22 protein-coding genes are annotated in these 24,128 nt (G+C 69.5%); 10 read left to right on the top strand and 12 right to left on the bottom strand.

The window, feature by feature from the left end; all coding sequences use genetic code 11:
- Nucleotides 1–125 precede the first annotated feature (125 nt).
- The 4 genes from ACNI65_RS01355 to ACNI65_RS01340 all read right to left on the bottom strand — a co-directional run bounded on the left by ACNI65_RS01355 (nt 126) and on the right by ACNI65_RS01340 (nt 7,773).
- On the bottom strand, nt 126–1,589 hold the full coding sequence (locus ACNI65_RS01355) for an efflux transporter outer membrane subunit (RefSeq protein WP_416760756.1): 1,464 nt from the start codon (nt 1,587–1,589) through the stop codon (nt 126–128).
- Nucleotides 1,586–2,842 (bottom strand): efflux RND transporter periplasmic adaptor subunit, encoded by a 1,257-nt coding sequence (locus tag ACNI65_RS01350; RefSeq protein ID WP_416760755.1) that lies wholly within the window; start codon nt 2,840–2,842, stop codon nt 1,586–1,588. The genes ACNI65_RS01355 and ACNI65_RS01350 overlap by 4 nt, the downstream gene beginning before the upstream one ends.
- A complete protein-coding gene (locus tag ACNI65_RS01345; RefSeq protein ID WP_416763543.1) occupies nt 2,832–6,110 on the bottom strand; it encodes an efflux RND transporter permease subunit in 3,279 nt (1,092 codons plus the stop codon). Before ACNI65_RS01345 ends, ACNI65_RS01350 begins: the two co-directional genes overlap by 11 nt.
- Before the next feature lie 163 nt (nt 6,111–6,273).
- On the bottom strand, nt 6,274–7,773 hold the full coding sequence (locus tag ACNI65_RS01340; protein ID WP_416760754.1) for a GntP family permease: 1,500 nt from the start codon (nt 7,771–7,773) through the stop codon (nt 6,274–6,276).
- 243 nt (nt 7,774–8,016) lie between these two features.
- Between ACNI65_RS01340 and ACNI65_RS01335 the strand changes: the two genes are divergently transcribed.
- The 3 genes from ACNI65_RS01335 to miaB are packed head-to-tail and all read left to right on the top strand — an operon-like array spanning nt 8,017 to nt 10,574.
- Nucleotides 8,017–8,721: a hypothetical protein gene (locus ACNI65_RS01335; protein ID WP_416760753.1), complete on the top strand. Its 705-nt coding sequence runs from the start codon at nt 8,017–8,019 to the stop codon at nt 8,719–8,721.
- A 43-nt stretch (nt 8,722–8,764) separates the two neighbouring features.
- Nucleotides 8,765–9,220 carry a hypothetical protein gene (locus ACNI65_RS01330; protein WP_416760752.1) on the top strand — a complete coding sequence of 152 codons (456 nt, stop codon included), beginning with the start codon at nt 8,765–8,767 and terminating at the stop codon, nt 9,218–9,220.
- 13 nt (nt 9,221–9,233) lie between these two features.
- A complete protein-coding gene (miaB, locus tag ACNI65_RS01325) occupies nt 9,234–10,574 on the top strand; it encodes a tRNA (N6-isopentenyl adenosine(37)-C2)-methylthiotransferase MiaB (RefSeq protein WP_416760751.1) in 1,341 nt (446 codons plus the stop codon).
- 31 nt (nt 10,575–10,605) lie between these two features.
- On the opposite strand, the gene ACNI65_RS01320 is transcribed toward miaB, so the two are convergent.
- On the bottom strand, nt 10,606–10,878 hold the full coding sequence (locus ACNI65_RS01320; RefSeq protein WP_416760750.1) for a hypothetical protein: 273 nt from the start codon (nt 10,876–10,878) through the stop codon (nt 10,606–10,608).
- Nucleotides 10,879–11,017: 139 nt separating this feature from the next.
- Between ACNI65_RS01320 and hemA the strand changes: the two genes are divergently transcribed.
- The 6 genes from hemA (at nt 11,018) to ACNI65_RS01290 (ending at nt 16,356) form a co-directional block, all read left to right on the top strand.
- Nucleotides 11,018–12,355 (top strand): glutamyl-tRNA reductase, encoded by a 1,338-nt coding sequence (gene hemA, locus ACNI65_RS01315; RefSeq protein ID WP_416760749.1) that lies wholly within the window; start codon nt 11,018–11,020, stop codon nt 12,353–12,355.
- Between the two features lie 84 nt (nt 12,356–12,439).
- Nucleotides 12,440–13,531, top strand: a complete 1,092-nt coding sequence (gene prfA / locus ACNI65_RS01310; RefSeq protein ID WP_416760748.1) for a peptide chain release factor 1 — start codon at nt 12,440–12,442, stop codon at nt 13,529–13,531.
- Entirely contained in the window at nt 13,528–14,397 is an 870-nt protein-coding gene (gene prmC / locus ACNI65_RS01305; RefSeq protein WP_416760747.1) for a peptide chain release factor N(5)-glutamine methyltransferase, read from the top strand. The genes prfA and prmC overlap by 4 nt, the downstream gene beginning before the upstream one ends.
- A gap of 180 nt (nt 14,398–14,577) precedes the next feature.
- Nucleotides 14,578–15,195 (top strand): hypothetical protein, encoded by a 618-nt coding sequence (locus ACNI65_RS01300; protein WP_416760746.1) that lies wholly within the window; start codon nt 14,578–14,580, stop codon nt 15,193–15,195.
- A 241-nt stretch (nt 15,196–15,436) separates the two neighbouring features.
- Nucleotides 15,437–15,751, top strand: coding sequence for a Grx4 family monothiol glutaredoxin (gene grxD, locus ACNI65_RS01295; protein ID WP_416760745.1), 315 nt, complete (start codon nt 15,437–15,439; stop codon nt 15,749–15,751).
- Nucleotides 15,751–16,356: a UbiX family flavin prenyltransferase gene (locus tag ACNI65_RS01290; protein ID WP_416760744.1), complete on the top strand. Its 606-nt coding sequence runs from the start codon at nt 15,751–15,753 to the stop codon at nt 16,354–16,356. Before grxD ends, ACNI65_RS01290 begins: the two co-directional genes overlap by 1 nt.
- A 102-nt stretch (nt 16,357–16,458) precedes the next feature.
- On the opposite strand, the gene ACNI65_RS01285 is transcribed toward ACNI65_RS01290, so the two are convergent.
- From ACNI65_RS01285 to ACNI65_RS01275, 3 genes are all read right to left on the bottom strand, one after another.
- Entirely contained in the window at nt 16,459–17,100 is a 642-nt protein-coding gene (locus tag ACNI65_RS01285) for a lytic transglycosylase domain-containing protein (RefSeq protein ID WP_416760743.1), read from the bottom strand.
- A gap of 131 nt (nt 17,101–17,231) precedes the next feature.
- Nucleotides 17,232–18,332 carry a DUF418 domain-containing protein gene (locus ACNI65_RS01280; RefSeq protein ID WP_416760742.1) on the bottom strand — a complete coding sequence of 367 codons (1,101 nt, stop codon included), beginning with the start codon at nt 18,330–18,332 and terminating at the stop codon, nt 17,232–17,234.
- A complete protein-coding gene (locus ACNI65_RS01275; protein ID WP_416760741.1) occupies nt 18,329–20,071 on the bottom strand; it encodes a proline--tRNA ligase in 1,743 nt (580 codons plus the stop codon). Before ACNI65_RS01275 ends, ACNI65_RS01280 begins: the two co-directional genes overlap by 4 nt.
- Before the next feature lie 134 nt (nt 20,072–20,205).
- Here ACNI65_RS01275 and ACNI65_RS01270 point away from each other — a divergent pair, with 134 nt between their 5' ends.
- The gene (locus ACNI65_RS01270) at nt 20,206–20,838 is read left to right on the top strand and encodes an RNA pyrophosphohydrolase (protein WP_416763542.1); all 633 of its coding nucleotides are present in this window, start codon (nt 20,206–20,208) and stop codon (nt 20,836–20,838) included.
- Between the two features lie 24 nt (nt 20,839–20,862).
- On the opposite strand, the gene proB is transcribed toward ACNI65_RS01270, so the two are convergent.
- The 4 genes from proB to rplU form a co-directional block, all read right to left on the bottom strand.
- Nucleotides 20,863–21,981: a glutamate 5-kinase gene (proB, locus tag ACNI65_RS01265; RefSeq protein WP_416763541.1), complete on the bottom strand. Its 1,119-nt coding sequence runs from the start codon at nt 21,979–21,981 to the stop codon at nt 20,863–20,865.
- A 67-nt stretch (nt 21,982–22,048) separates the two neighbouring features.
- Nucleotides 22,049–23,245 carry an Obg family GTPase CgtA gene (gene cgtA, locus ACNI65_RS01260; protein ID WP_416760740.1) on the bottom strand — a complete coding sequence of 399 codons (1,197 nt, stop codon included), beginning with the start codon at nt 23,243–23,245 and terminating at the stop codon, nt 22,049–22,051.
- A gap of 229 nt (nt 23,246–23,474) precedes the next feature.
- Nucleotides 23,475–23,732 carry a 50S ribosomal protein L27 gene (gene rpmA, locus ACNI65_RS01255; RefSeq protein WP_416760739.1) on the bottom strand — a complete coding sequence of 86 codons (258 nt, stop codon included), beginning with the start codon at nt 23,730–23,732 and terminating at the stop codon, nt 23,475–23,477.
- Between the two features lie 36 nt (nt 23,733–23,768).
- Nucleotides 23,769–24,080 carry a 50S ribosomal protein L21 gene (gene rplU / locus ACNI65_RS01250; RefSeq protein ID WP_416760738.1) on the bottom strand — a complete coding sequence of 104 codons (312 nt, stop codon included), beginning with the start codon at nt 24,078–24,080 and terminating at the stop codon, nt 23,769–23,771.
- Between the last annotated feature and the right edge of the window lie 48 nt (nt 24,081–24,128).

Below are 24,128 nucleotides of genomic sequence, written 5' to 3'. Positions count from 1 at the left end.
GATCCTGGTGCGATCGCCCTCTGGGAAGACGTCCGAAACACGTGCATGGACGCCCTCCCCAGGGGCGTCCGCGGAGCGAGTCAGCCGAGCGATCCGCCTGCGGATCTGCCAGCGGTTCTGCCGGATCAGCGGGTCGTCCCGACCTGCATGTCCGGCGATGAAGTCCAGCCTCCACCCAGCGCCTTGACCAACGCCACCGTCGCGCGCCGCTGGCGCGTCTCCAGATCCACTGCGCTCCGGCGCGCCTGCAGGCCGGCCGTCTGCGAGGTCACCACCTCGAGATAGGCCGCCGCGCCCGCGCGATAGCGGTTCGTCGCCAGCGACAGCGATCGCTCCGCCGCGTCCACCGACTTGCGCTCCGATGCCAGCGCCTCGCCGTAACGGTCCAGCAGCACCAGTTGATCCTCGACCTGCTGGAACGCGCCCAGCACCGTCGAGCGATAACGCTGCGCCGACTCGTCCAGCGCCGCGGTGGCGCGCGCTTCTTCCGCCTTTCGCCGGCCGCCGTCGAACAGGTTGAACGCCAGCGTCGGGCCGATCGCCCAGAACAGATTAGGCGCCTCCAGGAAACGGCCGAAGTCGCTGCTCTGGAATCCGCCCTGCGCGCTCAGCACCACCGACGGGAAGAACGCCGTCTGCGCGATGCCCAAGGTCGCCGTCGCCGCCACCACGCGCTGGCGCGCCGCGGCGATGTCCGGCCGGCGCTCCAGCAGCGTCGACGGCAGCCCCGGCGGCACCACCGGCATCGCCAGCGTCACCGTATCCATCGGCTCGATCCGGAAGGTCGACGCATTCGCCCCGACCAGCGCCGCGATCGCGTGCTCCAGCACCGCGCGCTGCGCCTGCGACTGCCGCCGCTGCGAACGCGCCGATTCCAGCTGACTCTCCGCCCGCGCCTCATCCAGGCCCGACGCGATGCCGGCCTGGTGCCGCCGCGAGATCAGATCGAAGGCCCGCGTGTAGGCCTCCTCGGCATCAGCCAGCAACGCGTTGTCGCGGTCCAGACCGCGCAATTGCAGCATCGCATCGGCGAGCTGCGCCTGCAGCGCGAGCCGCGCTGCCGCGAGGTCCGCCGACGCCGCGCGCTCCGACGCAACGCCCGCAGCCACCTGCCGCGACACGCGTCCCCACAGGTCGACCTCGTAGCTCAGGTCCAGGCCCAGCGTCGCGCTGTTGTACCAATCGGGTGAGGTCGGCCCCAGCACGCGCAACGGCCGCTTCTCCGATTGCCGGTCGCGCTGCGCGTTGAGCGACGAGTTCAAGGTCGGCGCCTGCGCAGCGCGCAGCGTGTCGGTCGCCGCCCTCGCCTGCTGATAGCGCGCCAGCGCCGAGGCCAGGTCCGGGCTGTTGTCGATCAGCCGCTGCTGCAGCGCGTCGAGCTCCGGATCCCCGTACGCCTGCCACCAGTGATCGAACGCGATCGGCGCGGTCGTGCCCGCCTCGACCCACGGCCCGCGCGCTTCCTTGAACGCCGGCGCCATCGGCACCTCGGGCAGCTGCGTGCGCGGCGGCTGCGCGCAACCGGCGACCAGCGCGGCGATCGCCGTGGCCATCGAGACCGCGAGCGCGCTCTTCATGATCGAACTCATGTGCGGCCCTTGGGCGCGGCCGACGCCGACGAGGCCGTCGGCTGGCTCGCCGGTTGCGCCACGCGCACCAGGTCGCCTTCGGCGATGCCGTCCGGCGGATTGGCGATCACGCGATCGGCGGCGGTCAGCCCGGCGCCGAGCTCGATGCGCGTGCCCATGTCGCGCGCGATCGTCACCTTGCGCAGCCGCACGCGGTTGCCCGCGTCGACCGTCGCGACCTGCACGCCATCCTTGCCGATGATCACGGCACCCGGCGGCAGCGACACACCCGCGTTCGTCGCGACGTTCGCGGCGTTCACTGCATTCGCACCCTTCGCTCCGGCCCCGCTCGCGCCCTCGAACCGCACCGTGGCGAATCCACCCGGCAGCAGCTCATCCCGGTCGTTGTCCACGGCCAGTTGCACGAGCATCGCGCCGCTGGCCGTGTTGATCGCCTGCGAGGTCGATTGCACGGTCGCGGCGAAGCGCTGGCCGGGCCGCTCCGGCACCGTCAGCACCGCCTTGTCGCCAGCGCGCACCTGCGCGACCTGGCGTTGCGGCACGTTCACGTAGACCCGCAGCTTGCGCATGTCCGACACGACGAAGAGCTCGCTGCCCGGCGCGCCGCCGATGTTGATCAGCGCGCCGACATCGGTGTTGCGCGCGGTCACGACGCCGTCGAACGGCGCTGTCAGCTGCGTGAAGCGCTTGAGCGCCTCGATGCGATCGACGTTGGCCTGCAGCGCCGTGACCTGGGACTGCTTGGCGGCCATGTCGCCGGTGCGCTCGTCCACTTCCTGCTTGGACACCGAGTCCGAGGCCAGCAGGCCCTGCCAGCGCTTGGCCGTGCTCGCGGCCAGCGCCGCATTGCTGCGCGCCGTGGCCAGCTCGGCCTTGGCCTGCATCAATTGCTGGTCCAGATCGGGCGTCTCGATCTCGGCCAGTTGCTGCCCGGCCTTGACCTTGCCGCCGATGTCCACGTTCCAGCGCTTCAGATAGCCGCTCACCCGCGCGTAGATCGGCGCGCGCGACCAGGCCTCGATGCGCGCGGGCAGCTCGAGGCCGGACTCGACCAGCGGCTGCGGCGCGATCAGCGCGACGCTGGGCTGACCGCGATCGTCGGCGGACGCGCGCAGCTGCTCGGCATTGGACTTGCGCGACCACAGCCCCGCGGCCACGACCGCGACGGCGATCAGCGCGAGGACAAGGGCCGTGCGGCCGAAACGCGCCGGCGGTTTGGCGGACACCGCGGCGGTGGATGCATCAGTTCGCATGGGAGGGATCTCCGGCCCCGGGCAGCGCGTCGCGGCCGCCGGCGGTCAAGTCAGTCGATTCGGAAGAAGGCGAGCCCGTCTCGGCGACGGGACGGCGGTGGTGTCGGTGCACGAGGCTGAACACCACCGGCACGAAGACCAGCGTGGCGAAGGTCGCGAAGACCAGCCCGCCGATCACCGCACGGCCCAGCGGTGCGTTCTGCTCGCCGCCCTCGCCCAGGCCCAGCGCCATCGGCAACATGCCGATCACCATGGCCAAGGCGGTCATCAGCACCGGACGGAAGCGCACGAAGCCGGCCTCCAGCGCCGCGGCGGTCGCGTCGCCGAGTTCCTCCAGCCGCTCGCGCGCGAAGCTGATCACCAGCACGCTGTTGGCCGTGGCCACGCCCATGCACATGATCGCGCCGGTCAACGCGGGCACCGACAGCGTCGTGCCCGTGGCGAAGAGCATCCACACGATGCCCGCCAGCGCGGCCGGCAGCGCCGACACGATCACCGCCGGATCCAGCCACGACTGGAAGTTCACGACGATCAGCAGGTAGATCAGCACCACCGCGCCCAGCAGCCCGAACAGCAGGCCCGAGAACGCGCGGTCCATCGTCCGCACCTGGCCCAGCAGCTGCACGTTGGAGCCCTTGGGCACTGCGGCCTGGGTGTCGGCGAGCACGTGGCGGATGTCGCGCGCCACGGCGCCGAGATCCCGATCCTGCGTCGTCGCGTGGATCTGCACCATCGTCTGGACGTCGTACTGGCTGATCAGCGCCGGCCCCGTCGCGCGCTGGAAGCTCGCCAGCCCCCCGAGCGTCGAGCTGCCCGCGGTGCCGCTGCCACCGCCACTGCCACTGCCATTCCCGATCGGCAGGTTGCCCAGCGCGGCCAGCGAATCGAGCTGGTGCTGCGGCGTCTGCATCACGATCGAATAGCTGACCCCGTTCTGCGGATTCAGCCAGAAGGTCGGCGCCACCTGGCTGCTGCCGGCGAGGTTCACCACCAGGCTGTTGGCCACGTCGCGCGTGGTCAGGCCCAGCAGCTGGGCCTGCGTGCGGTCGACGTCGACGTTGAACACCGGCGCCTTGTTGGACTGCTGGATGCGCGCGTCCGCCACGCCCGGAATCGCCTTGATGCGCTTGAGCAGCTGCTGCGCGTAGGCGAAGTTGGCCTCGATGTCTCGACCCCGCACCTGCACGTCGATCGGCGCGGGCGCGCCGAAGTTCAGGATCTGGCTGACGATGTCGGCCGGCGGGAAGGAGAAGGTCGTGTCGGGGAACTCGCGCGGCAGCACCTCGCGCAGCGTGCGCACGTAGTCGGCGGTGGGCGCGTGGCCCTCCTTCAGCGCGATCTGGAAGTCGCCGTCGGACGTGCCCAGCACCCCGGTGTTGTTGTAGGTCAGGTTGATCGACGACGGCGGCAGGCCGATGTTGTCGACCATCGTCTCGATCTTGTCGGACGGGATCACGCGGCGGATCGCCTGCTCGATCCTCGCGAAGCGCGCGGCGGTCTCCTCGACGCGCGTGCCCACCGGCACGCGGGCGTGCATCAGGATCTGGCCCGAGTCCACCTGCGGGAAGAAGTTGCTGCCGATGAAGGGCACCAGCACGAAGGACAGCGCCACCACCGCGGCGAAGCCGACGATGAACGGCTTGCGCCGTCCGAGCGCGGACTCGAGCAGGCCGCGGTAGCCCTCGCGCACGCGCTCGAAGCGGGCCTCGAAGTTGCGCTGGAAGCGCACCAGCGGATTGCGCGACGGCGGCTGTGACAGATGACCGTGGCCATCGGTGAGCGGCGCGTGCGGGCGCAGCAGGTACTTGGCCATCGTCGGCACCAGCGTGCGCGACAGGATGAACGAGCACACCATCGCGAAGATCACCGCCTCGGCCATCGGCACGAACAGGAAGCGCGACACGCCCTCGAGGAAGAACATCGGGATGAACACGATGCAGATGCACAGCAGCGACACGAAGGCCGGCGTCACGATCTGACGCGCGCCGTCCATGATCGATTCCTCGACGCCCTTGCCGTGCTCCAGGTGCCAGTTGATGTTCTCGATGGTCACCGTCGCGTCGTCGACCAGGATGCCCACCGCGAGCGCCAGGCCGCCCAGCGTCATCAGGTTGAGCGTCTCGCCGATCGCCGCCAGGCCGATGATCGAGCCCAGGATCGACAGCGGGATCGACACCGCGATGATCACCGTCGATCGCCAGCTCCCGAGGAACAGCAGGATCATGGCGCTCGTGAGCGCCGCGGCGATGGCGCCTTCAATCGCCACGCCCTTGATGGCCGCGCGCACGAAGACGGACTGGTCGTTGATGGGCTTGACCTCGAGCGCGTCGGGCAGCGAGGGCCGCAGCTCCGCGAGCTTGGCGCGCACGCCGTCGACGATGGCGAGCGTGGAGGCGGCGCCGTTCTTCAGCACCGACATCAGCACCGAGCGACCGCCATCCACATGCACGATGTTGGTCTGCGGCGCGTTGCCGTCGTGGACGTCGGCGACGTCGCGCAGGTAGATCGTCGAGCCGTTGACGACCTTCACCGGCAGCCGGCCCAGGTCCTCGATCGCGGCGGGCGCGCTGTTGAGCTGCAGCGTGTACTCGAGCTCGCCGATCTTCTGCGTGCCGATCGGCGTCAGCACGTTCTGCGCGGCCAGCGCCGTGGCCACGTCCTGCGCCGAGAGCCCGCGCGCCTGCAGCGCGGCGGGGTTGACGTCGATCTGCACCTGGCGCTGCTTGCCGCCGTACGGCAACGGGATCGCGGCGCCGGGCACGGTCACCAGCGGCGTGCGGATGGTGTTGAAGCCGAGGTCGAAGAGCTGCTGCTCCGACAGCCCCTGCCCCGACAGCGCGAGCTGCAGGATGGGCACCGTGGCGGCGTTGTAGTTCAGGATCAGCGGCGGGGTCGTGCCTGCAGGCATCTGCCGCACGGCGACCTGCGCGATGGCGGTCACCTGCGCGTTGGCCACCGAGATGTTCACGCCCGGCTGGAAGAAGATCTTCACCACCGAGACGCCGGGATAGGTGTTGGCCTCGATGTGCTCGATGTCGTTGACGGTGGTGGTCAGCGTGCGCTGGAACAGCGTCGAGATCCGCCCGGCCATCTGGTCCGGCGGCAGCCCGGTGTACTGCCAGGCGACCGCGATCACGGGGACCTTGATCTCCGGGAAGATGTCGGTGGGGGTGCGCATCGCCGCGAGCGGGCCGATGATCAGCAGCAGCAGCGCCAGCACGAAGAAGGTGTAAGGGCGTCGCAGCGCGACGCGCACGGCAGCCATCAACATGGCGAGGTTCCCACGATCGTTGTCATCGTCGCTCTCTGCTTGCCGAGCCGCGCCCGGTCCTGTAATGCGCGGATTTTGTGTGTCGGCGCGCGACGCTGTATTGCTGGCCGGTAATGACCGTACGCGTACGGGCGATTAGGCTTCGCGCGCAAGGCGCCGCTCAGAAGCTCCCGAACATCCCGCCCAGCGCGATCACCGCCACCAGCGCGAGCAGCGCCCCGACGATGCCCACCATCACGATGTCGCGGTAGCTCTCGCGGTGCGTGCAGCCGCACACCGCCAGCAGCGACACCACCGCCCCGTTGTGCGGGAGGCTGTCCAGCGTCCCGGCGCCGATGACCGCCACCCGGTGCAGCAGCGCGGGGTCCATCCCGGTTGCCTGCGCCAGTTGCAGGTAGGACGGCCCGAGCGCCTCCAGCGCGATCGTCAGACCGCCCGAGGCCGACCCCGTCAGCGCCGCCAGCAGGTTGGTCGACACCGCCAGCGACACCAGCGGCCCGCCCTCCAGGCCCAGCACCCAGGCCTGCACGTCCGCGAAGGCTGGCAGCGAGGCCACTACCGCGCCGAAACCCACCAGGCTCGCCACCGACAGCACCGGCAGCACCGCCGCGTTGGCGCCGGCGTCGATGCTGCGCTTCAGGTCCGGCAGCCGCGCGCGGTGCAAGACCACCAGCACCACGTTGGCAGCGAACAGCGCGATCAGCACCGCCCACACGCCCGCGACCGCCGTCAGCGAGGTGGCGCCGAATCGCGCCTGCGCCAGATAGGACGTGTCCAGCCGGGGCAGCACGACGAGGCTGGCCACCAGGTTCACCAGGACGACCACGCCCAACGGCAGCGCCGCCGCCACGATGCCGGGGGCCGATGGAGAGGACGGAGATCCGGCCGATGCCGACGACGCGGCTGACGTGGCCGTCCGGGCCGCTTCGCGCGGCGTCAGCTCCGCCGGATCGAAATGCCCGGCCATGTTGCCGCGCTCGCGCAGCAGCGGATCGGTGGAGGCGTCGCGCGCGGCACCGGCCGCGCGGTAACCCTCGCCGGCCCGGCGGGCGCGCCCTTCGATCACGGACAGCCACCACAGGCCGAAGCCCAGCATGATCGCCGCGGCGATCGCGCCCAGCCCCGGCGCGGCGAAGGCCGTCGTGCCGAAGAAGGGCATCGGGATCGCGTTCTGGATCGCCGGAGAGCCGGGAAGCGCGGACATCGTGAAGGTCGAGGTCCCGAGCGCGATCGCCGCGGGCATCAGCCGGGGCGGCAGGTCCGCCGCGCGGAACATCGCATGCGCCATCGGCGCCAGCACGAAGAACGCGACGAACAGGCTCACCCCGCCATACGTCACCGCCGCGCCGGCCAGCACCACTGCCAGCAGCGCCCGGCGCGGTCCCAGCCAGCCGGTCATGAACGCGGCGATCGCCCGGACCGAGCCGCTGTCCTCCATCAGCTTGCCGAAGATGGCCCCCATCAGGAACAGCGGGAAGAACTGCGCGAGGAAACCCGCCGCGGCCGGCATGAAGACCTGCGTCCAGTGCGCCAGCAGCGGCTGGCCCGACAGCGCCGCCGCCACGAGCGCCGCCAGTGGCGCCAGCAGCAGCACCGTCCAGCCGCGGTACGAGAACCCGACCAGCAAGGCCAGTCCCACCAGGATGCCGAGCAGCCCCATGCACGTCCCCCCGCGTTTGTTGCGCCGCAGCATGGTAGGCGCCGGGCCCGCCCGCGCCAAGTCGGTTCGCCAACTCCTGCCGCTATCCGCCCGGTTTACAAATTCTCGGGAAAGTCCGGGCGTTTCCGGCGATTGCTCAACACTTGAAACGTCCCGTTGCTCCGTAATATGCGGCCCCAGCGGACAGCCCGGCCCCGCGGCCGGCGCCCGGAAACAGTCCGCCAGAAAGACATCGGGCAGTTCATGAAGTCGATCGGGTCGTTGGGATGGTGGATGGGTGCGCTCGCGCTGGGCGCCTCGATGGCGCACGCGGAACCGGGGTTCCAGAGCCCCGAGGCAGCCGTGCCTCGCGTTGTCGCCGGCGCGACCGTGGCGACCGGGACGACCTCCCCGCTGGTGGATTTCCGGGGTGAGCCCGCCTCACCCGAAGCCCGCGCCATGGCGCGCAACGCCTTCGAGCGCGCCGACGCGAAGGGACTGCCCTTCGCCGTCGTCGACAAGAAGGACGCCAAGCTCTACATCTTCACCGCCGACGGCCGCCTGGCCGGCGCCGCCCCGGCACTGCTGGGCCTGGCGCGGGGCGACCGCGTCGCGGCCGGCGTCGGCGAGATGGTCGCCACCGGCATCCCGGCCGCGCTGCGCACCACGCCGGCGGGCCGTTACGACAGCCAGCCCGGTCCCAACCTCAAGGGCGAGACCGTCATCTGGGTCGACTACGACGCCGCCTTCGCGATCCATCGGCTGCGCCCCAGCCCCGCGCACGAGCGCCGCGCCGAGCGCCTGGCGTCGCCGTCCCCGGACGACAACCGCATCTCGCTGGGCTGCGTGGTCGTGACGGGCGAGTTCTTCGATCGGGTCGTCGCGCCGGTGCTGGGACACGGTGCCGGTGTGGTGTACGTGCTGCCTGAACCGGCGCCCGCGCCGCTGGCGCTGGGGGTGTCCCGGTAAACTCGCGCCCTTGCGAAACTTCCGCAGCCACTGGATCTACACCATGTACCGCTGTGCCCAGCCCGCCCTGCCCCGCCGTCCGTTGATGGCCCTGGCCGCCAGCCTCGCCCTCAGCGCCCCGCTGCTGGGACTCGTCGCCACGATCGCGACCCCGCTGGACGCCCAGGCCCAGATCGTCCCCGGCCATCGCTATTTCCCGCAGCGCGCGCTGCGCGGCGAACTGATCGTGGGCGTCGCGCCCGACGTCAAGCTCAACGGCAAGGACGCACGCCTCGCCCCCGGATCGCGGATCCGCAACGCCGTGGACATGCTCACCACGCCCGGCGAGGTGTTCAACCAGAAGCTCACCGTGCTCTACACGACCGACATGCACGGTCTGATCATGGATGTCTGGGTGCTCAACGACGTCGAGCTCGCCAACAAGACCTGGCCGACCAGCGCCGAGCAGGCCGCCAAGCTCGTCTTCGACCAGCCCAGCCAGGTCTGGCGCAAGCCTTGAGGCGGGTGATGCGATGAGCAAGAAAGTCTTCATCAAGACCTTCGGCTGCCAGATGAACGAGTACGACTCGGACAAGATGGCCGACGTGCTGCGCGCCGCCGAGGGCTACGAGCCCACGACCGATGTCGACGAGGCCGACCTGGTGCTGTTCAACACCTGCTCGGTCCGCGAGAAGGCCCAGGAGAAGGTGTTCTCCGACCTGGGCCGCATCAAGCACCTCAAGGCCAAGGGCGTCATGATCGGCGTCGGCGGCTGCGTCGCCAGCCAGGAAGGCGCGGCCATCATCGAGCGCGCGCCCTACGTGGACGTCGTCTTCGGCCCGCAGACGCTGCACCGCCTGCCCCAGATGCTCGCCCAGCGCCAGCAACTGCTCAAGCCGCAGGTGGACATCTCCTTCCCCGAGATCGAGAAGTTCGACAACCTGCCGCCGGCCAAGGTCGAGGGCGCGTCGGCGTTCGTCTCCATCATGGAGGGCTGCTCCAAGTACTGCTCCTACTGCGTGGTGCCCTACACCCGCGGCGAGGAAGTCAGCCGCCCCTTCGAGGACGTGCTCGAGGAAGTCGCCGGACTGGCCGACCAGGGCGTCAAGGAAGTGACGCTGCTGGGGCAGAACGTGAACGCCTATCGCGGCACGATGGGCGGCACCGACGAGATCGCCGACTTCGCGCTGCTGCTCGAGTACGTCGCGGAGATTCCCGGCATCGAGCGCATCCGCTACACGACCAGCCATCCCAACGAGTTCAGCCAGCGCCTGATCGACGCCTACGCCAAGATCCCGCAGCTGGTGGACCATGTGCACCTGCCGGTGCAGCACGGCTCGGACCGCATCCTGATGGCGATGAAGCGCGGCTACACGACGCTGCAGTTCAAGAGCATCGTGCGCAAGCTGCGCGCCGTGCGGCCCGACATCCGCATCGCGTCGGACTTCATCGTCGGTTTCCCCGGCGAGACCGCCGAGGACCACGCCAAGACGATGCAGCTGGTGCGCGACATCGGCTTCGACGCCTCGTTCAGCTTCATCTTCAGCCCGCGCCCCGGCACGCCCGCGGCCACGCTCGCCGACGACACCTCGCATGAGGAGAAGGTCCGCCGGCTGCAGGAGCTGCAGGCCGAGATCGAGGCCACGTCGATCCGCCACAACCACAGCCTGGTCGGCAAGACGGTGCCGGTGCTGGTCTCCGGCCACGCGCGGCGCGACAGCACCGAGCTGATGGGCCGCACCGAGTGCAACCGCATCGTCAACTTCAAGGGCCACGAGCGGCTGATGCACCAGATCGTCCCGATCCGCATCACCGAGGCCTACGCGCACTCGCTGCGCGGCGAGGTGCCGGTCACCGAGGACCTGCCGGCCTGAGCGGCGGCGCCCCTTTGGGGCGCCTGTCGCCTCAGCGCTTGTAGCTCACACCCCACTGCGCCGCGGTGATGCCCAGCAGCATCAGGCCGTACCCGGCCATGGTGCCGTCCGCGCCCAGCAGCATCAGCGCGGCGGCGATGCCCATCGTCCCGCCGATGCCGCCCCAGATGGCCAGCGTGCGCCAGCGCATGCCGGCGACGGTCTCGCGGAAGATCATCTTGAGCGCCACCGCCATGAGCGCGGCCACGCCCCAGGCGGGCAGGAAAAGGTTGCCGAGATGCCAGACGGCGTCGAGTGGATCCACGAGTCGGTTCGCTCCAGGCGAGGATATTTGGAGGTAGTGTCGGTGTCGAATGCATCTTTCTTGACGCATCCCCGGGCGATGAGCGCGCCGGCAAGACCCGTGCGGCGCACGGATCGGGGCGGAATTTTATAATCGCCGCATGTCCGTCTTCACCCTCGGTCTGAACCACACGTCCGCGCCGCTCGATCTGCGCGGACGTTTCGCGTTCACGCTCGAGCAACTGGCCCCGACGCTGCTGCGTTTCCAGGACCAGATGGGCACGACGCGACGCCGTCCGAGCACCTCGACCGCGGCGGCCGCCGAAGCGGCCATCTTGTCCACCTGCAACCGCACCGAGCTGTACGTGGCTGGCGAGCCCGAGATGGTCCGCCCCGCTGTGGACTGGCTGGCGCAGGTCGGCGGCGTCGGCAGCGCCACGCTGATGGACCACGCCTACGTCGTCGAGGGCGGCGCGGCCGCGCGTCACGCGTTCCGGGTGGCCAGCGGGCTGGATTCGATGGTGCTGGGCGAGCCTCAGATCCTGGGCCAGCTCAAGCAGGCGGTGCGCGAGGCCGATGCCGCCGGCACGCTTGGCACCACGCTGCACCAGCTGTTCCAGCGCAGCTTCTCGGTGGCCAAGGAAGTCCGCAGCTCCACCGAGATCGGCAGCCACTCGATCAGCATGGCCGCGGCGTCGGTCCGGCTGGCCTCGCAGCTGTTCGAGAACCTGGCCGACATCCGCGTGCTGCTGGTCGGCGCGGGCGAGATGATCGAGCTGGTCGGCACGCATTTCGCCGCCAAGGGCCCGCGCTCGATCGCGGTGGCCAACCGCACGCTCGAGCGCGGCGAGAAGCTCGCCACCCATCTCGGCGCCGAGGCCTTCCGGCTGGCCGACCTGCCCGACCGCCTGCATGAATTCGACGCGGTGATCTCCTGCACCGCGTCCAGCCTGCCGCTGATCGGCCTGGGCGCCGTCGAGCGCGCGTTGAAGAAGCGCCGCCACAAGCCGATGTTCATGGTCGACCTGGCCGTGCCGCGCGACATCGAGCAGGAAGTCGCCCAGCTCGACGACGTCTACCTGTACACGGTGGACGACCTCTCGCAGCTGGTGCAGACCGCCGGCGAGAAGCGCCAGGCGGCGGTCCAGCAGGCCGAGGCCATCATCGAGACCGGCGTCCAGAGCTTCGTGCACTGGCTGGGCCAACGCCACACGGTGCCGCTGATCCAGGCGCTGCACCAGCAGGCCGACAGCTGGCGCCAGGCCGAGATCCAGCGCGCCCGCAAGCTGCTGGCCCGGGGCGAGGACATCGACAGCGTGCTGGACGCGCTCTCGCGCGGCCTGACGCAGAAGATGCTGCACGGCGCGATGGCCGAGCTCAACGGCAGCGATGGCGAACAGCGCCTGCAGATGGCGCAGACGGTGTCGCGGCTCTTCCTGCGCGGCAGCGCGAAGTCGCCGGCCCCGGATCACTCCCACGGCGAGGCCGCCGACTCCTAGCGGCGATCCCTCCGCGGTGCGATGCGCCGCGCCCTCGGCCCACCCCTTGGGGGTGGCGCGGCCCTCCCCGTTCCCGGATTCCCCATGAAAGACGCCCTGCGCCAGCAGTTCGACCGCCTCGGCTATCGGCTGACGGAACTCGACACCATCCTCGCCGACGGCAGCGTCGCCGCGGACATGAAGCGCTATCGGGCGCTCACGCGCGAGCAGGCCGAGGTGTCCTCGCTGGTCGAGCGCTACCGGCGCTACCTGCAGCGCGAGCAGGACCTGCTCGCCGCGCGCGAGCTGCTCGACAGCGGCGACGCCGACATGATCGACATGGCGCGCGAGGAGATCGCCTCGGCGCAGGCGGACCTGGCCCAGCTGGACCAGGACCTGCAGCTCGCGCTGATCCCCAAGGATCCGGACGACGAGCGGCCCGCCTTCCTCGAGATCCGCGCCGGCACCGGCGGCGACGAATCGGCGCTCTTCGCCGGCGACCTCACCCGCATGTACACCCGCTTCGCGGAAGCCCGCGGCTGGCGCTGCGAGGTGCTGTCAGCCAATGAATCGGACCTGGGCGGCTACAAGGAGATCGTGCTGCGGCTCGATGGCGACAGCGTCTACGGGCAGATGAAGTTCGAGTCGGGCGGCCACCGCGTGCAGCGCGTGCCGGCGACCGAGTCGCAGGGACGCATCCACACCAGCGCCTGCACCGTCGCCGTGATGCCCGAGCCCGACGAGGCCGAGGAGATCCAGCTCAATCCCGCCGAGCTGCGCATCGACACCTTCCGCGCCAGCGGCGCGGGCGGCCAGCACGTCAACAAGACCGACAGCGCGATCCGCATCACCCACCTGCCCACGGGACTGGTCGCCGAATGCCAGGACGACCGCAGCCAGCACCGCAACAAGGCCAAGGCGCTGGCGGTGCTCGCGGCCCGGCTGCGCGAGAAGGACCGCAGCGAGCGCGCCGCCAAGGAAGCGGCGCAGCGCAAGAGCCTGATCGGCAGCGGCGACCGCAGCGATCGCATCCGCACCTACAACTTCCCGCAGGGCCGCCTGACCGACCACCGGATCAACCTGACGCTGTACAAGCTGGGCGCGATCATGGATGGCGATCTCGACGACGTGCTGCAGGGTCTGCAACAGGCCCAGGCCGCGGAGCAGCTCGCCGCGCTGGAAGGCGGCATCGCATGAGCGCCGGCGGGAATCAGGACGCCGTGCTGACCGTGGCCGGCGCCCAGCGCGCCGCGATCGCCGCCGGCCTGCCGCGCGCCGAGGCGCAGTACCTGCTGCAGGCGCTGCTGGGGGTATCGCGGGCCTGGCTGATCACGCACGACACGGACGCGCTGGCGGCCGATCCCGCCAACGGTCCCGAGATCAGCGCGCGCTTCCACGACTGGCTCGCGCGCCGGCTGGCCGGGGAGCCGCTCGCCTACCTGGTCGGCCACAAGGAATTCTTCGGCCTGACGCTGCGCGTCACACCCGACACGCTGATCCCGCGCCCGGACACCGAGGTGCTCGTCGAGTGGGCGCTCGAGCGGCTGGCGGCCCTTCCTGCGCCGCGCGTCGTCGACCTGGGCACCGGCACCGGCGCGATCGCGCTGGCGATCCGCTCCCGGCGGCCGGACGCGGACGTGCACATGGTCGACTTCAGCCCGGGCGCGCTTGCCGTCGCCCGTGACAACGCGGCTCGGCTGGGCCTGCCGGTCGAGGGGCATCTGGGCAGCTGGTACCAGGCGCTGGCCGGTCAGGCAGCGTTCGACCTGATCGTCAGCAACCCCCCTTACGTGGCGGGCGACGACCACCATCTGGATGCCCTGACGCATGAACCGCGCAGCGCGCTCACCCCGGAGGGGGACGGGCTCGCGGACCTCCACCACCTGGTCGAGGGGGCGCCCGACTGGCTGCGCCCGAACGGGTGGCTGCTGCTGGAACACGGTTACGACCAGGCGGGCGCGGTGTCGGCGATGTTGCGGGCGCGCGGCTTCGTCGACATCGAGACCCGGCGGGACTTGGGCGGCCAGCCGCGCACCACGGGTGGGCGCTGGCCAACCTTTTGAGCGCTGGGTCACACGCTGTTTCCACACTGCGAGAACCCGCGCCGGGAATCCGCAACAGTGACCAAAATCCCCCTCAACTCGATCTGGCGCCGTAACTCGCCGGGGCGTAGCATGGTCTGACTTGGTGCCCGTTTTGATCCATTTCGAAACGGGTGTTGTCGTCAGTCTGGGAGACCTGTCATGCGCGCCGCCCCCTCGCTCCTGCGCCTTGCCGTGGTCCTGGCCGGCAGTGTCTGCATGGCCGGCGCGGCGTGGGCCCAGCAGGGCCTGCAACTGAAGACCGATCGCCACGCCTTCACCAGCTGGCAGGCGCGGCTGCAGGTCAGCCAGAGCCAGGACGACGACAGCCTCTCCTTCGACGCCCGCCGCGGCAGCCGCGTGCTGAGCGCGAACCTGCTGGCGGACTATTACCTCACCGGATCCGGCCTGGGCGCCGGCACGCGCGGCGGCCTGCGGGCCACCGGCGGGCTGATGCTCGGTCCGATGTCGCTGCTGCAGAGCAGCTCCGGCCTGGCGCTGGGCCGCGCGTCGACGATCACGCCGTCGCTGTCGGCCGGGCGGCGCAGCCTGAGCCTGCTGACGGGTCCGGAGCGCGAGCCCAACCTGTCGGTGTCCTACGTCGGCGTCGGCTATACGAGCTACTCGCTGCGCGGCGGCTGGGGTTTCAGCGCCGACGTGGGCGTGATCGGCGGCGGCTACTCCGGCCTGCGCCTGGGCAACAGCGCCCCGCAGGCAGACCTCGCGCCCGACCTCCGCTACAAGCCGGTCGTGCAGCTGGGCGTCAGCTACAGCTTCTGACCTTCTGACGATCAATAAGCGCCCCGAGCCCGGCGCATCGCTTGTGTCGGGCTCGCCGGACGCGCCGGGTGCGCCGGGTGCGCCGGGTGCAGCGCTACCCGGCTCCCCTCCCGCCTGGCCCTTGGGCTCGTCCGAGCGAGGGCTTGCGCGCTGGCCGATAATCGCCGGATCGCGCGGCCGGTCTGCCGTTTGCCGCGCTATTGCTACGCCACCCCCGCATCAGCTTTCAGAGGATTCCGCCATGAGCGACGTTCAGCAACGCATCGACGACCTGGTCAAAGGCAACCGCATCGTCCTTTTCATGAAGGGCACCGCCCAGTTCCCGATGTGCGGCTTCTCCGGCCGTGCCATCCAGATCCTGAAGGCCAGCGGCGCCAGCGAGCTCAAGACCTTCAACGTCCTCGAGGACGAGGCGGTCCGCCAGGGCATCAAGGAATACGCCAACTGGCCGACCATCCCGCAGCTCTACATCGACGGCGAGTTCGTCGGCGGCTCCGACATCATGATGGAGATGTACGAGAGCGGCGAGCTGCAGCAGTTGCTGGCCAAGGCCTGATGACGGCCCCGGCGGCGCAGCGTCCGCGCCTGATCGTCGGCATCACCGGCGCGACCGGCGCCGCCTACGGGCTGCAACTGCTGCGCCGCGCCCGCGCGCTCGGCGCCGAGACCCACCTGGTGCTCAGCCCCGCGGGCGTGCTGAACGCCCACCATGAACTCGGCCTGGCGCGCGACGCGCTCGAGCGCGAGGCCGACGTCGCCTACGCCCCTGGCGACATCGGCGCCTGCGTGGCCAGCGGCAGCTTCCCGACCGCGGCGATGATCATCGCGCCCTGCTCGATGCGCACGCTCGCCGCGGTGGCGCACGGCCTGTCGGACAACCTGATGTCGCGCGCCGCCGATGTCACGCTCAAGGAGCGTCGCCGGCTGATCCTGATGGTGCGCGAGACGCCGCTCAACCTCGCCCACCTGCGCAACATGACCGCGGTGACCGAGATGGGCGGCATCGTCTTCCCGCCGCTGCCCGCGCTGTACCTCAAGCCCAAGACCATCGACGAGATGGTCGCCGAGACCGTCGAGCGTGTGCTCGAGCTCGCGCAGCTGCCCGGCGCCACGCCGCAGGCGTGGATGGGATTGCGGCCGAACGCTCCCGCGTCGACTTGATTCTGACCTTCCGGGCCTGAACTTCCGGGCCTGACCTTCCGGGCCTGAACTTCCGGGCCTGAACACGCGCCAGGGCCTGGGCCCTGGCCTTGGCGTACTCGCTCAGGTCTGACCGGGCATCAGCCAGGCCTTGCGCGCGCCCATCACGAGGTTCGGATACTCCGCCCGGCCGCGGCTGCCGTTGTAGCGGCCCAGCGCGAGGAACAGGTTGCCCTTTTCGATGTCGAGGTAGTGGCGCAGGATCACGCAGCCGAAGCGCAGGTTGGTCTGCATGTGGAACAGCCGCGAGACCTGCCCATCGCCGATCGAGCGCGTCCAGAACGGCATCACCTGCATGTAGCCCCGCGCGCCCGCCACGCTGATCGCGTACTTGCGGAAGCCGCTCTCCACCTGCACCAGCCCCAGCACCAGCGAGGTCTCCAGGCCGGCGCGCGCGCTCTCGTACCAGATCGTCTCGAGGAACTCGATGCGGGTCTGCGCCTCGCTCTTCTTGCGCTTCATGCGCTCGCTCATCTCGCCCAGCCAGCGCAGATAGGCCAGCCGCGGCTCGATCGACGCGAAGTTCGGCTTGGGCGGCGCATCCGACGCGATCGCCGCCGACAGCGCCGACCGCACCTGATCCGCCAGCGGCTCCTCCACCTGGGCGCCGGCGAGCGCGGGACGCGGCAGGCAGGCGGCCGCGCCGGCCAGCAGCAGCGCACGGCGCGAGGTCGGGGAGATCGTCTTGGAAGCGGGAACAGTCACGGACACAGCAGAAGTCAGAATCAAGTCAAGGCCACCGCCACCCCTGGCGCCAGGAATTCCCCCTCGCCCGCTTGCGGGAGAGGGAGGGGTGAGGGCCAGCGGCGTGGGCAGGCAGCGTATCAGGCGGATCTTCAGCTGGACAACCAGCGCTCGAGCGGCAGGCGTCGCGCCCCGAGCCCCCGGGCGACAACGAGCCCGCCCACCCAATAGGCCAGCGCCAGCGCCGCGACCGTCACCGTGCCGGGCATCCACCCCAGCCCGAAACCGCTGAACAGCAGGAAGCTCACCACCGAGCTCAACAGGTAGAGCGTCAGCGTGTGCCGGCCGAGCGGCGCCAGCCAGCCCAGCAGGCGCTCGTCGCGCTTCAGACGCAGCACCACGGCGGGCACGGCCGCGCTCAGCAGCAGCATCGTCGGATAGAGATAGAAGATCGCGAAGCGGCTCGCGGCCGCGCCATCGCCGGTGCTCAGCCCCGGCCACAGCGCCGTGGTGAACACGAGGTTCAGCGCGAGCGCCGGCCACCACCAGCGCCGGGACCAGCGCGCCAGCGCGCCGTCCCACCTCGGATGCGAGAACAGCCGCAGCCGCGCCGCCATCAGGCCCGTGGTCATCAGGAACAGCGGCCCCGGCAGCCCGAGCAGCACGAAGAAGAAGGTCGTGACGAGGAAGTTGGCCCCGTTGCGCGCGGTCCAGGTCACCCAGTCCGCGCTCGCGGTGAGCGGCACGGCGGCCTCCTGATCCAGCGCCACGGTCGACAGCACGACGGTCAGCGCGATCACGGCCAGGTCCAGCGCGACCAGCACGCGCAATCGCACGCGCAGGCGAGCCATCGTGTGGCCGCCCCAGATCGCCAGGATCGAGCCCGCTACCGCGTAGATCGTGAGGATGTCGCCCATGTAGAGCAAGGTGCCGTGCAACAGCCCCAGCACCAGCATCTTGCCCAGACGGCGCCGGCGCTTGACCAGCGCCTCCGCGCCACGGGACTGCGACAGGCCCTGGCTGTAGCCGAACAGGAACGCGAGCAGCGTGATGCCCTTGCCCGCGATCAGCGCGTGCAATGCCCAGGACAGGACTTGCGCGAACAGGCTGTCGGCCGGCGACGGCGGACTCATCGGCCCGCCGGCCGGCAGCGACGGATAACCGACCCAGTTGACCGCGACGACCGGCAGCAGCGCCAGCGCGCGGAGCGCGTCCACCGCCGCGACGCGCTGCGGCGGACGAGCCGGGCTCACACCAGGCGTTGCTTCAGATGCGCGACCACATCGGCCAGCGCCAGCTTGGTCGCCGCGGCGTCGCGACGGCCCTGGTACTCGACCTGGCCTTCCTTCAGCCCGCGATCGGAGATCACCACGCGGTGCGGCACACCGACCAGTTCCCAGTCGGCGAACATCGCGCCGGGGCGCTCGCCGCGGTCGTCCAGCAGCACGTCCACGCCCAGGTCCAGCAGCTCGTCATGGAGCTTCGTCGCGGCGGCCTTGACGTCCTCGTTGCGGTCCATGCCGATCGGGCAGATCACGACCGTGAACGGTGCGATCGAATCCGGCCAGATGATGCCGCGCTCGTCGTGGTTCTGCTCGATCGCCGCGCCCAGGATGCGGGTCACGCCGATGCCGTAGCAGCCCATCTCCATCAGCTGCGGCTTGCCGGTCTCGTCGAGGTAGGTCGCGTTCATCGCGGCCGAGTACTTCGTGCCGAGATAGAAGACGTGACCGACTTCGATGCCGCGCTGGATCGCCAGCACGCCCTTGCCGTCGGGCGAGGGATCGCCCTCGACGACGTTGCGGATGTCGGCGACCAGATCGGGTTCGGGCAGGTCACGGCCCCAGTTGGCACCGGTGAAGTGGAAGTCCGCCTCGTTGGCGCCGCAGACGAAGTCGGCCATGTTCGCCACCGTGCGGTCGGCGATGACCTTCACGGGTTGCTTCAAGCCGATCGGACCGAGGTAGCCGGGCTTGCAGCCGAAGTGCGCGTCGATCTCGGCGGCCGTCGCGAAGCGGAAACCGCCCTTCAGGCCTTCGATCTTGCCGGCCTTGACCTCGTTCAGGTCGTGATCGCCGCGCACCAGCAGCAGCCAGACCTGCGACTTGACGATGGTGCCGTGGTCGTCGAGCTCGTCGGTGGCCAGCACCAGCGACTTGACCGTCTGCGACAGCGGCAGCTTCAGCAGCTCGGCCACGTCGGCGCAGGTCGCCTTGCCGGGCGTGGCGGTCTTGGTCAGCGACTGCGTGGCCGCGCCGCGCGTGGCGATCAGCGACAGCGCTTCCGCCAGCTCGATATTGGCGGCGTAGTCGCTGGTCGGGCAATAGATGATCGCGTCCTCGCCGGTGTCGGCGATGACCTGGAACTCATGCGAGCGGTCGCCGCCGATGGCGCCGGTGTCCGCGGCCACCGCGCGGTACTGCAGACCCAGGCGATCGAAGATGCGGCCGTAGGCGGCGTACATCGCGTCGTAGCTGCGGCCGGCCGCGTCCTTGTCACGGTCGAACGAGTACGCGTCCTTCATCGTGAACTCGCGGCCGCGCATGATGCCGAAGCGGGGGCGGCGCTCGTCGCGGAACTTCGTCTGGATGTGGAAGAAGTTCTTGGGCAGCTGCTTGTAGCTGCGCAGCTCCTGGCGCGCGATGTCGGTCACGACCTCCTCGGACGTCGGCTGGATGATGAAGTCGCGGCCATGGCGATCCTTCACGCGCAGCAGCTCCGGGCCCATCTTGTCGAAGCGGCCGGTCTCCTGCCACAGCTCGGCCGGCTGCACGACCGGCATCAGCAGCTCGACCGCACCGGCGCGGTTCATCTCCGTGCGAATGATGTGCTCGACCTTGCGGATCACGCGCAGGCCCATCGGCATGTAGTTGTAGATGCCGGCGCCCAGGCGCTTGATCATGCCGGCGCGCATCATGAGCTTGTGACTGACGACTTCCGCGTCGGCAGGGGCTTCCTTGAGCGTGGAGATGAAGAACTGGGAGGCTTTCATGGGCGCAAAAAATAAAAGTCCGCGGTCAGCCGGGCCGCCGCGGAGAAACCGTACATCACCGAGGGTTAGCGATGATCGCGTCGGGCGTCGGGCCCGGTGCAATAATCAATCCAACGAATGATTTGAGGTTGATTATGCTCGACCGTGAAGGCTTCCGGCCCAACGTCGGCATCATCCTGCTCAACCACAAGAACGAGGTGTTCTGGGGCAAGCGCATACGCACCCATTCTTGGCAGTTCCCCCAAGGGGGCATCAAGCATGGAGAGACGCCCGAGCAGGCGATGTTTCGAGAGCTGCATGAGGAAGTGGGCCTCACCGCAGACCATGTGCGCATCATCGCGCGCACGCGGGACTGGCTGCGCTATGAAGTCCCGGATCACTTCATCCGGCGCGACGCGCGTGGCCATTACCGTGGTCAGAAGCAGATCTGGTTCCTGTTGCAGATGATGGGTCGCGACAGCGACATGAACCTGCGCGCCACCGATCACCCCGAGTTCGACGCCTGGCGTTGGAACGAGTACTGGGTGCCGCTGGAGGCCGTCATCGAGTTCAAGCGCGGTGTCTACCAGATGGCGCTGACGGAGCTCGCCCGTTTCCTGCCGCGGCTGAACCATCACAACCGCTACCTGCGCGCGGGCATGCGCCCGCCTCCGCGCGGCGACCGCCATGGCGGCCCGGGCGACGATCATCATCGGCATGACCATGGCGATCATCGTCCGCATCACGATGCCGAAGGGGAGCTCCCGGCGGAACCCGCCAAGGACTGATCCGCCCGCCGCGACGTGCCGCGCTCAGCGCAGCACGAGGTTGTCGCGGTGGATCAGCTCCGGCTCGGCGGCATAGCCGAGCACGCGCTCGATGTCGAACGACGGCTTGCGCGCGATCAGCCGCGCTTCCGCGCTGCCATAGTTGGTCAGCCCGCGAGCGAGCTCCTTGCCAGCGAGGTCCATCACCGCGATCACGTCGCCGCGATGGAATTCCCCGGTGACCTCCTGCACGCCGATCGGCAGCAGGCTCTTGCCCTCGTCGCGCAACTTGATCGCCGCGCCCGCGTCCACGACGACCCGACCCCGCAGCTGCAGGTGGTCGACCATCCATTGCTTGCGCGCCGCGAGCTTGGCCGTCGAGGCCAGCAGCGCCGTGCCGATCGCCTCGCCTTGCGCGAGCCGCAGCAGCACGTCGGGCTCGCGGCCCCAGGCGATGACGGTGTTGGCGCCGCTGCTGGCGGCGCGCTTGGCCGCCAGGATCTTGGTGATCATGCCGCCGCGGCCGATGCTCGTGCCGGCGCCACCGGCCATTTCCTCGAGCTCAGGCTTGCCCGCCGTGGCGCGATCGATGAAGCGCGCCTCGGGATCCTTGCGAGGATCGGCCGAGTACAGCCCCTTCTGATCGGTCAGGATCACCAGCGCGTCCGCCTCGACCAGGTTGGCCACCAGCGCACCGAGCGTGTCGTTGTCGCCGAACTTGATCTCGTCGTTGACGACGGTGTCGTTTTCGTTGATGACGGGCAGCACGCGGTGCTGCAGCAGCGCCAGCAGCGTGGAGCGCGCATTCAGGTAGCGCTCACGATCGGCGAGGTCGGCATGGGTCAGCAGCACCTGCGCGCTGGTCAGGCCCTGCTCGCGCAGCTTGGTCTCGTACATCTGCGCCAGGCCCATCTGCCCGACGGCCGCCGCGGCCTGCAGCTCATGCAGCTCCTTGGGACGCGAGGCCCAGCCCAGCCGCTTCATGCCCTCGGCGATCGCGCCGCTGGACACCATCACGAGCTCCCGACCCTGCCGCGCGAGTTCCGCCAGTTGCCGGCACCAGTTGCCGATGGCCTCGGCGTCCACGCCGCGCCCCTCGTTGGTGACCAGGCTCGAGCCCACCTTCACGACGATGCGTCGCGCGTCCTTCAGGACACCATCCATACCGTCGTTCAGCGTGCCGTTGCTCATGCGTGCAGAGGATCAGGGAGTCGAGGGCTGCTGCCGGAAGTCAGGGCAGCGGATCGAAACGCGGATCGCGTTCGGGCGGCTTCTCCGCCTTGTCTTCCTTGGCGGACTTGGCCGCCTTGATCGCCTTGGCCTTGGTGGCGCGCGTCTTGCGCGTTTCCTGGAAGGCCTTGGGCGGATCGATGGTCGGCTCGTCGAAACGCGCGTCCGGGTCTTCCACCGGCGGCGCCTGCAGCGCGGCCACGTGGTCGTAGATCGCGCGGATCAGCGGCTCGCAGCCCTCGCGCGTCAGCGCGGAGATCTCGAACACCGGACCCTTCCACTTGTAGCGCTTCACGAAGTCCTTGACGCGGGCGGCGCGCTCCTCGGCCGGCACCATGTCCAGCTTGTTGAGCACCAGCCACCGGGGCTTGTCGTGCAGGTCCTGGTCGTACTTCTTCAGTTCCTTGACGATGGCCTTGGCCTCGGCGACCGGATCGACATCCGGATTGAACGGCGCGAGGTCGACCACGTGCAGCAGCACGCGCGTGCGCTGCAGATGGCGCAGGAACTGATGACCCAGGCCCGCGCCCTCGGCGGCGCCCTCGATCAGACCGGGGATATCGGCGATGACGAAGCTTTTCTCCGGACCCACGCGCACGACGCCCAGGTTCGGATACAGCGTCGTGAACGGGTAGTCGGCGATCTTCGGACGCGCGTTGGACACGGCCGCGATCAGCGTGGACTTGCCCGCGTTGGGCTGGCCGAGCAGGCCCACGTCGGCCAGTACGCGCAGTTCCATCTTGACCTTCTTGACCTCGCCGGGCCAGCCGGGCGTCTTCTGACGCGGCGCGCGGTTCGTGGAGGTCTTGAAGTGCAGGTTGCCGAAGCCGCCGTCGCCGCCCTTGGCCAGCAGCACCGGCACATCGGGCTCGAGCAGCTCGGCGATGATCTCGTCGGTCTCCAGGTCGCGCACGATGGTGCCGATGGGCACCTTCAGCGTGATGTCCTCGGCAGCGGCGCCGAACTGGTCCGAACCGCGGCCGGCCTCGCCGTTGCGCGCCTCGTGGCGGCGGGCGTAGCGATAGTCGATCAGCGTATTGAGGTTGCGGTCGGCCATCGCGAAGACGCTGCCGCCCTTGCCGCCGTCGCCGCCATCCGGTCCGCCGAAGGGGATGAACTTCTCCCGGCGGAAGCTGGCGCAACCCGCACCGCCGTTGCCGGCGGCGATATCGATGGTGGCTTCGTCAACGAACTTCATGGATGGCCTTCAGTCCCGGAGCGGGGCTATCGTAATTCACGCCCCGGCGCTCCCGCGCATGGACATGCTTTGAATCGGAGCGAGTCAGGGTTCGCCGGAACTCGCGGTCGGCGCGGCGCTCGAGGTGTCGAACGCCGAAAAAGCAAAGCCCCGGACGAAGCCGGGGCTCTGGGTCCGCCGAACGCGGAAGCCGGGGCCTCCGCGTCGCGGCGTCAGGACATCAAGTCGCTCAGATCGCCGTGACGACGACCGTGGAGCGGCTGTTCTCGCCCTTGACGGTGAAGGACACCGTGCCGTCGACCAGTGCGAACAGCGTGTGGTCCTTGCCCATGCCCACGTTGGTACCAGCGTGGAACTTCGTGCCGCGTTGACGCACGATGATCGAGCCAGCCGAGATGGTCTGGCCGCCGAACACCTTGACGCCCAGCATCTTCGGCTTCGAGTCGCGGCCGTTTCGCGTTGAGCCGCCGCCCTTTTTCTGTGCCATGGATTACTCCTTGATCAGATTACGAGAGAGACCGGATCAGCCGTTGACCGCGCTGATTTCCAGCTCGGTGAACGTCTGGCGATGGCCTTGGCTCTTCTTGTAGTGCTTGCGACGACGCAGCTTGAAGATGCGCACCTTGTCGTGCTTGCCATGAGCCACCACGGTGGCCTTGACGCTGGCGCCAGCAACCAAGGGAGTCCCGATCTTGAGGTCAGCGCCGTTTCCGACTGCCAGCACCTCTTCGATCACGATCTCTTGGCCAACTTCCGCAGCAATCTGTTCTACCTTGATCTTTTCGCCAGCAGCAACCTTGTATTGCTTGCCACCGGTTTTTATGACCGCGTACATATCAGCCCTTTCACATGCGAGCGACCCACGAGAGGGCCCGTTGATCGC

It is taken from the genome of Roseateles sp. So40a, from assembly GCF_048081605.1.
Taxonomy (GTDB): Bacteria; Pseudomonadota; Gammaproteobacteria; order Burkholderiales; family Burkholderiaceae_C; genus Roseateles.
Note: the sequence above shows the minus strand (reverse complement) of the source record. Positions and strands in the feature narration are given on the sequence as shown.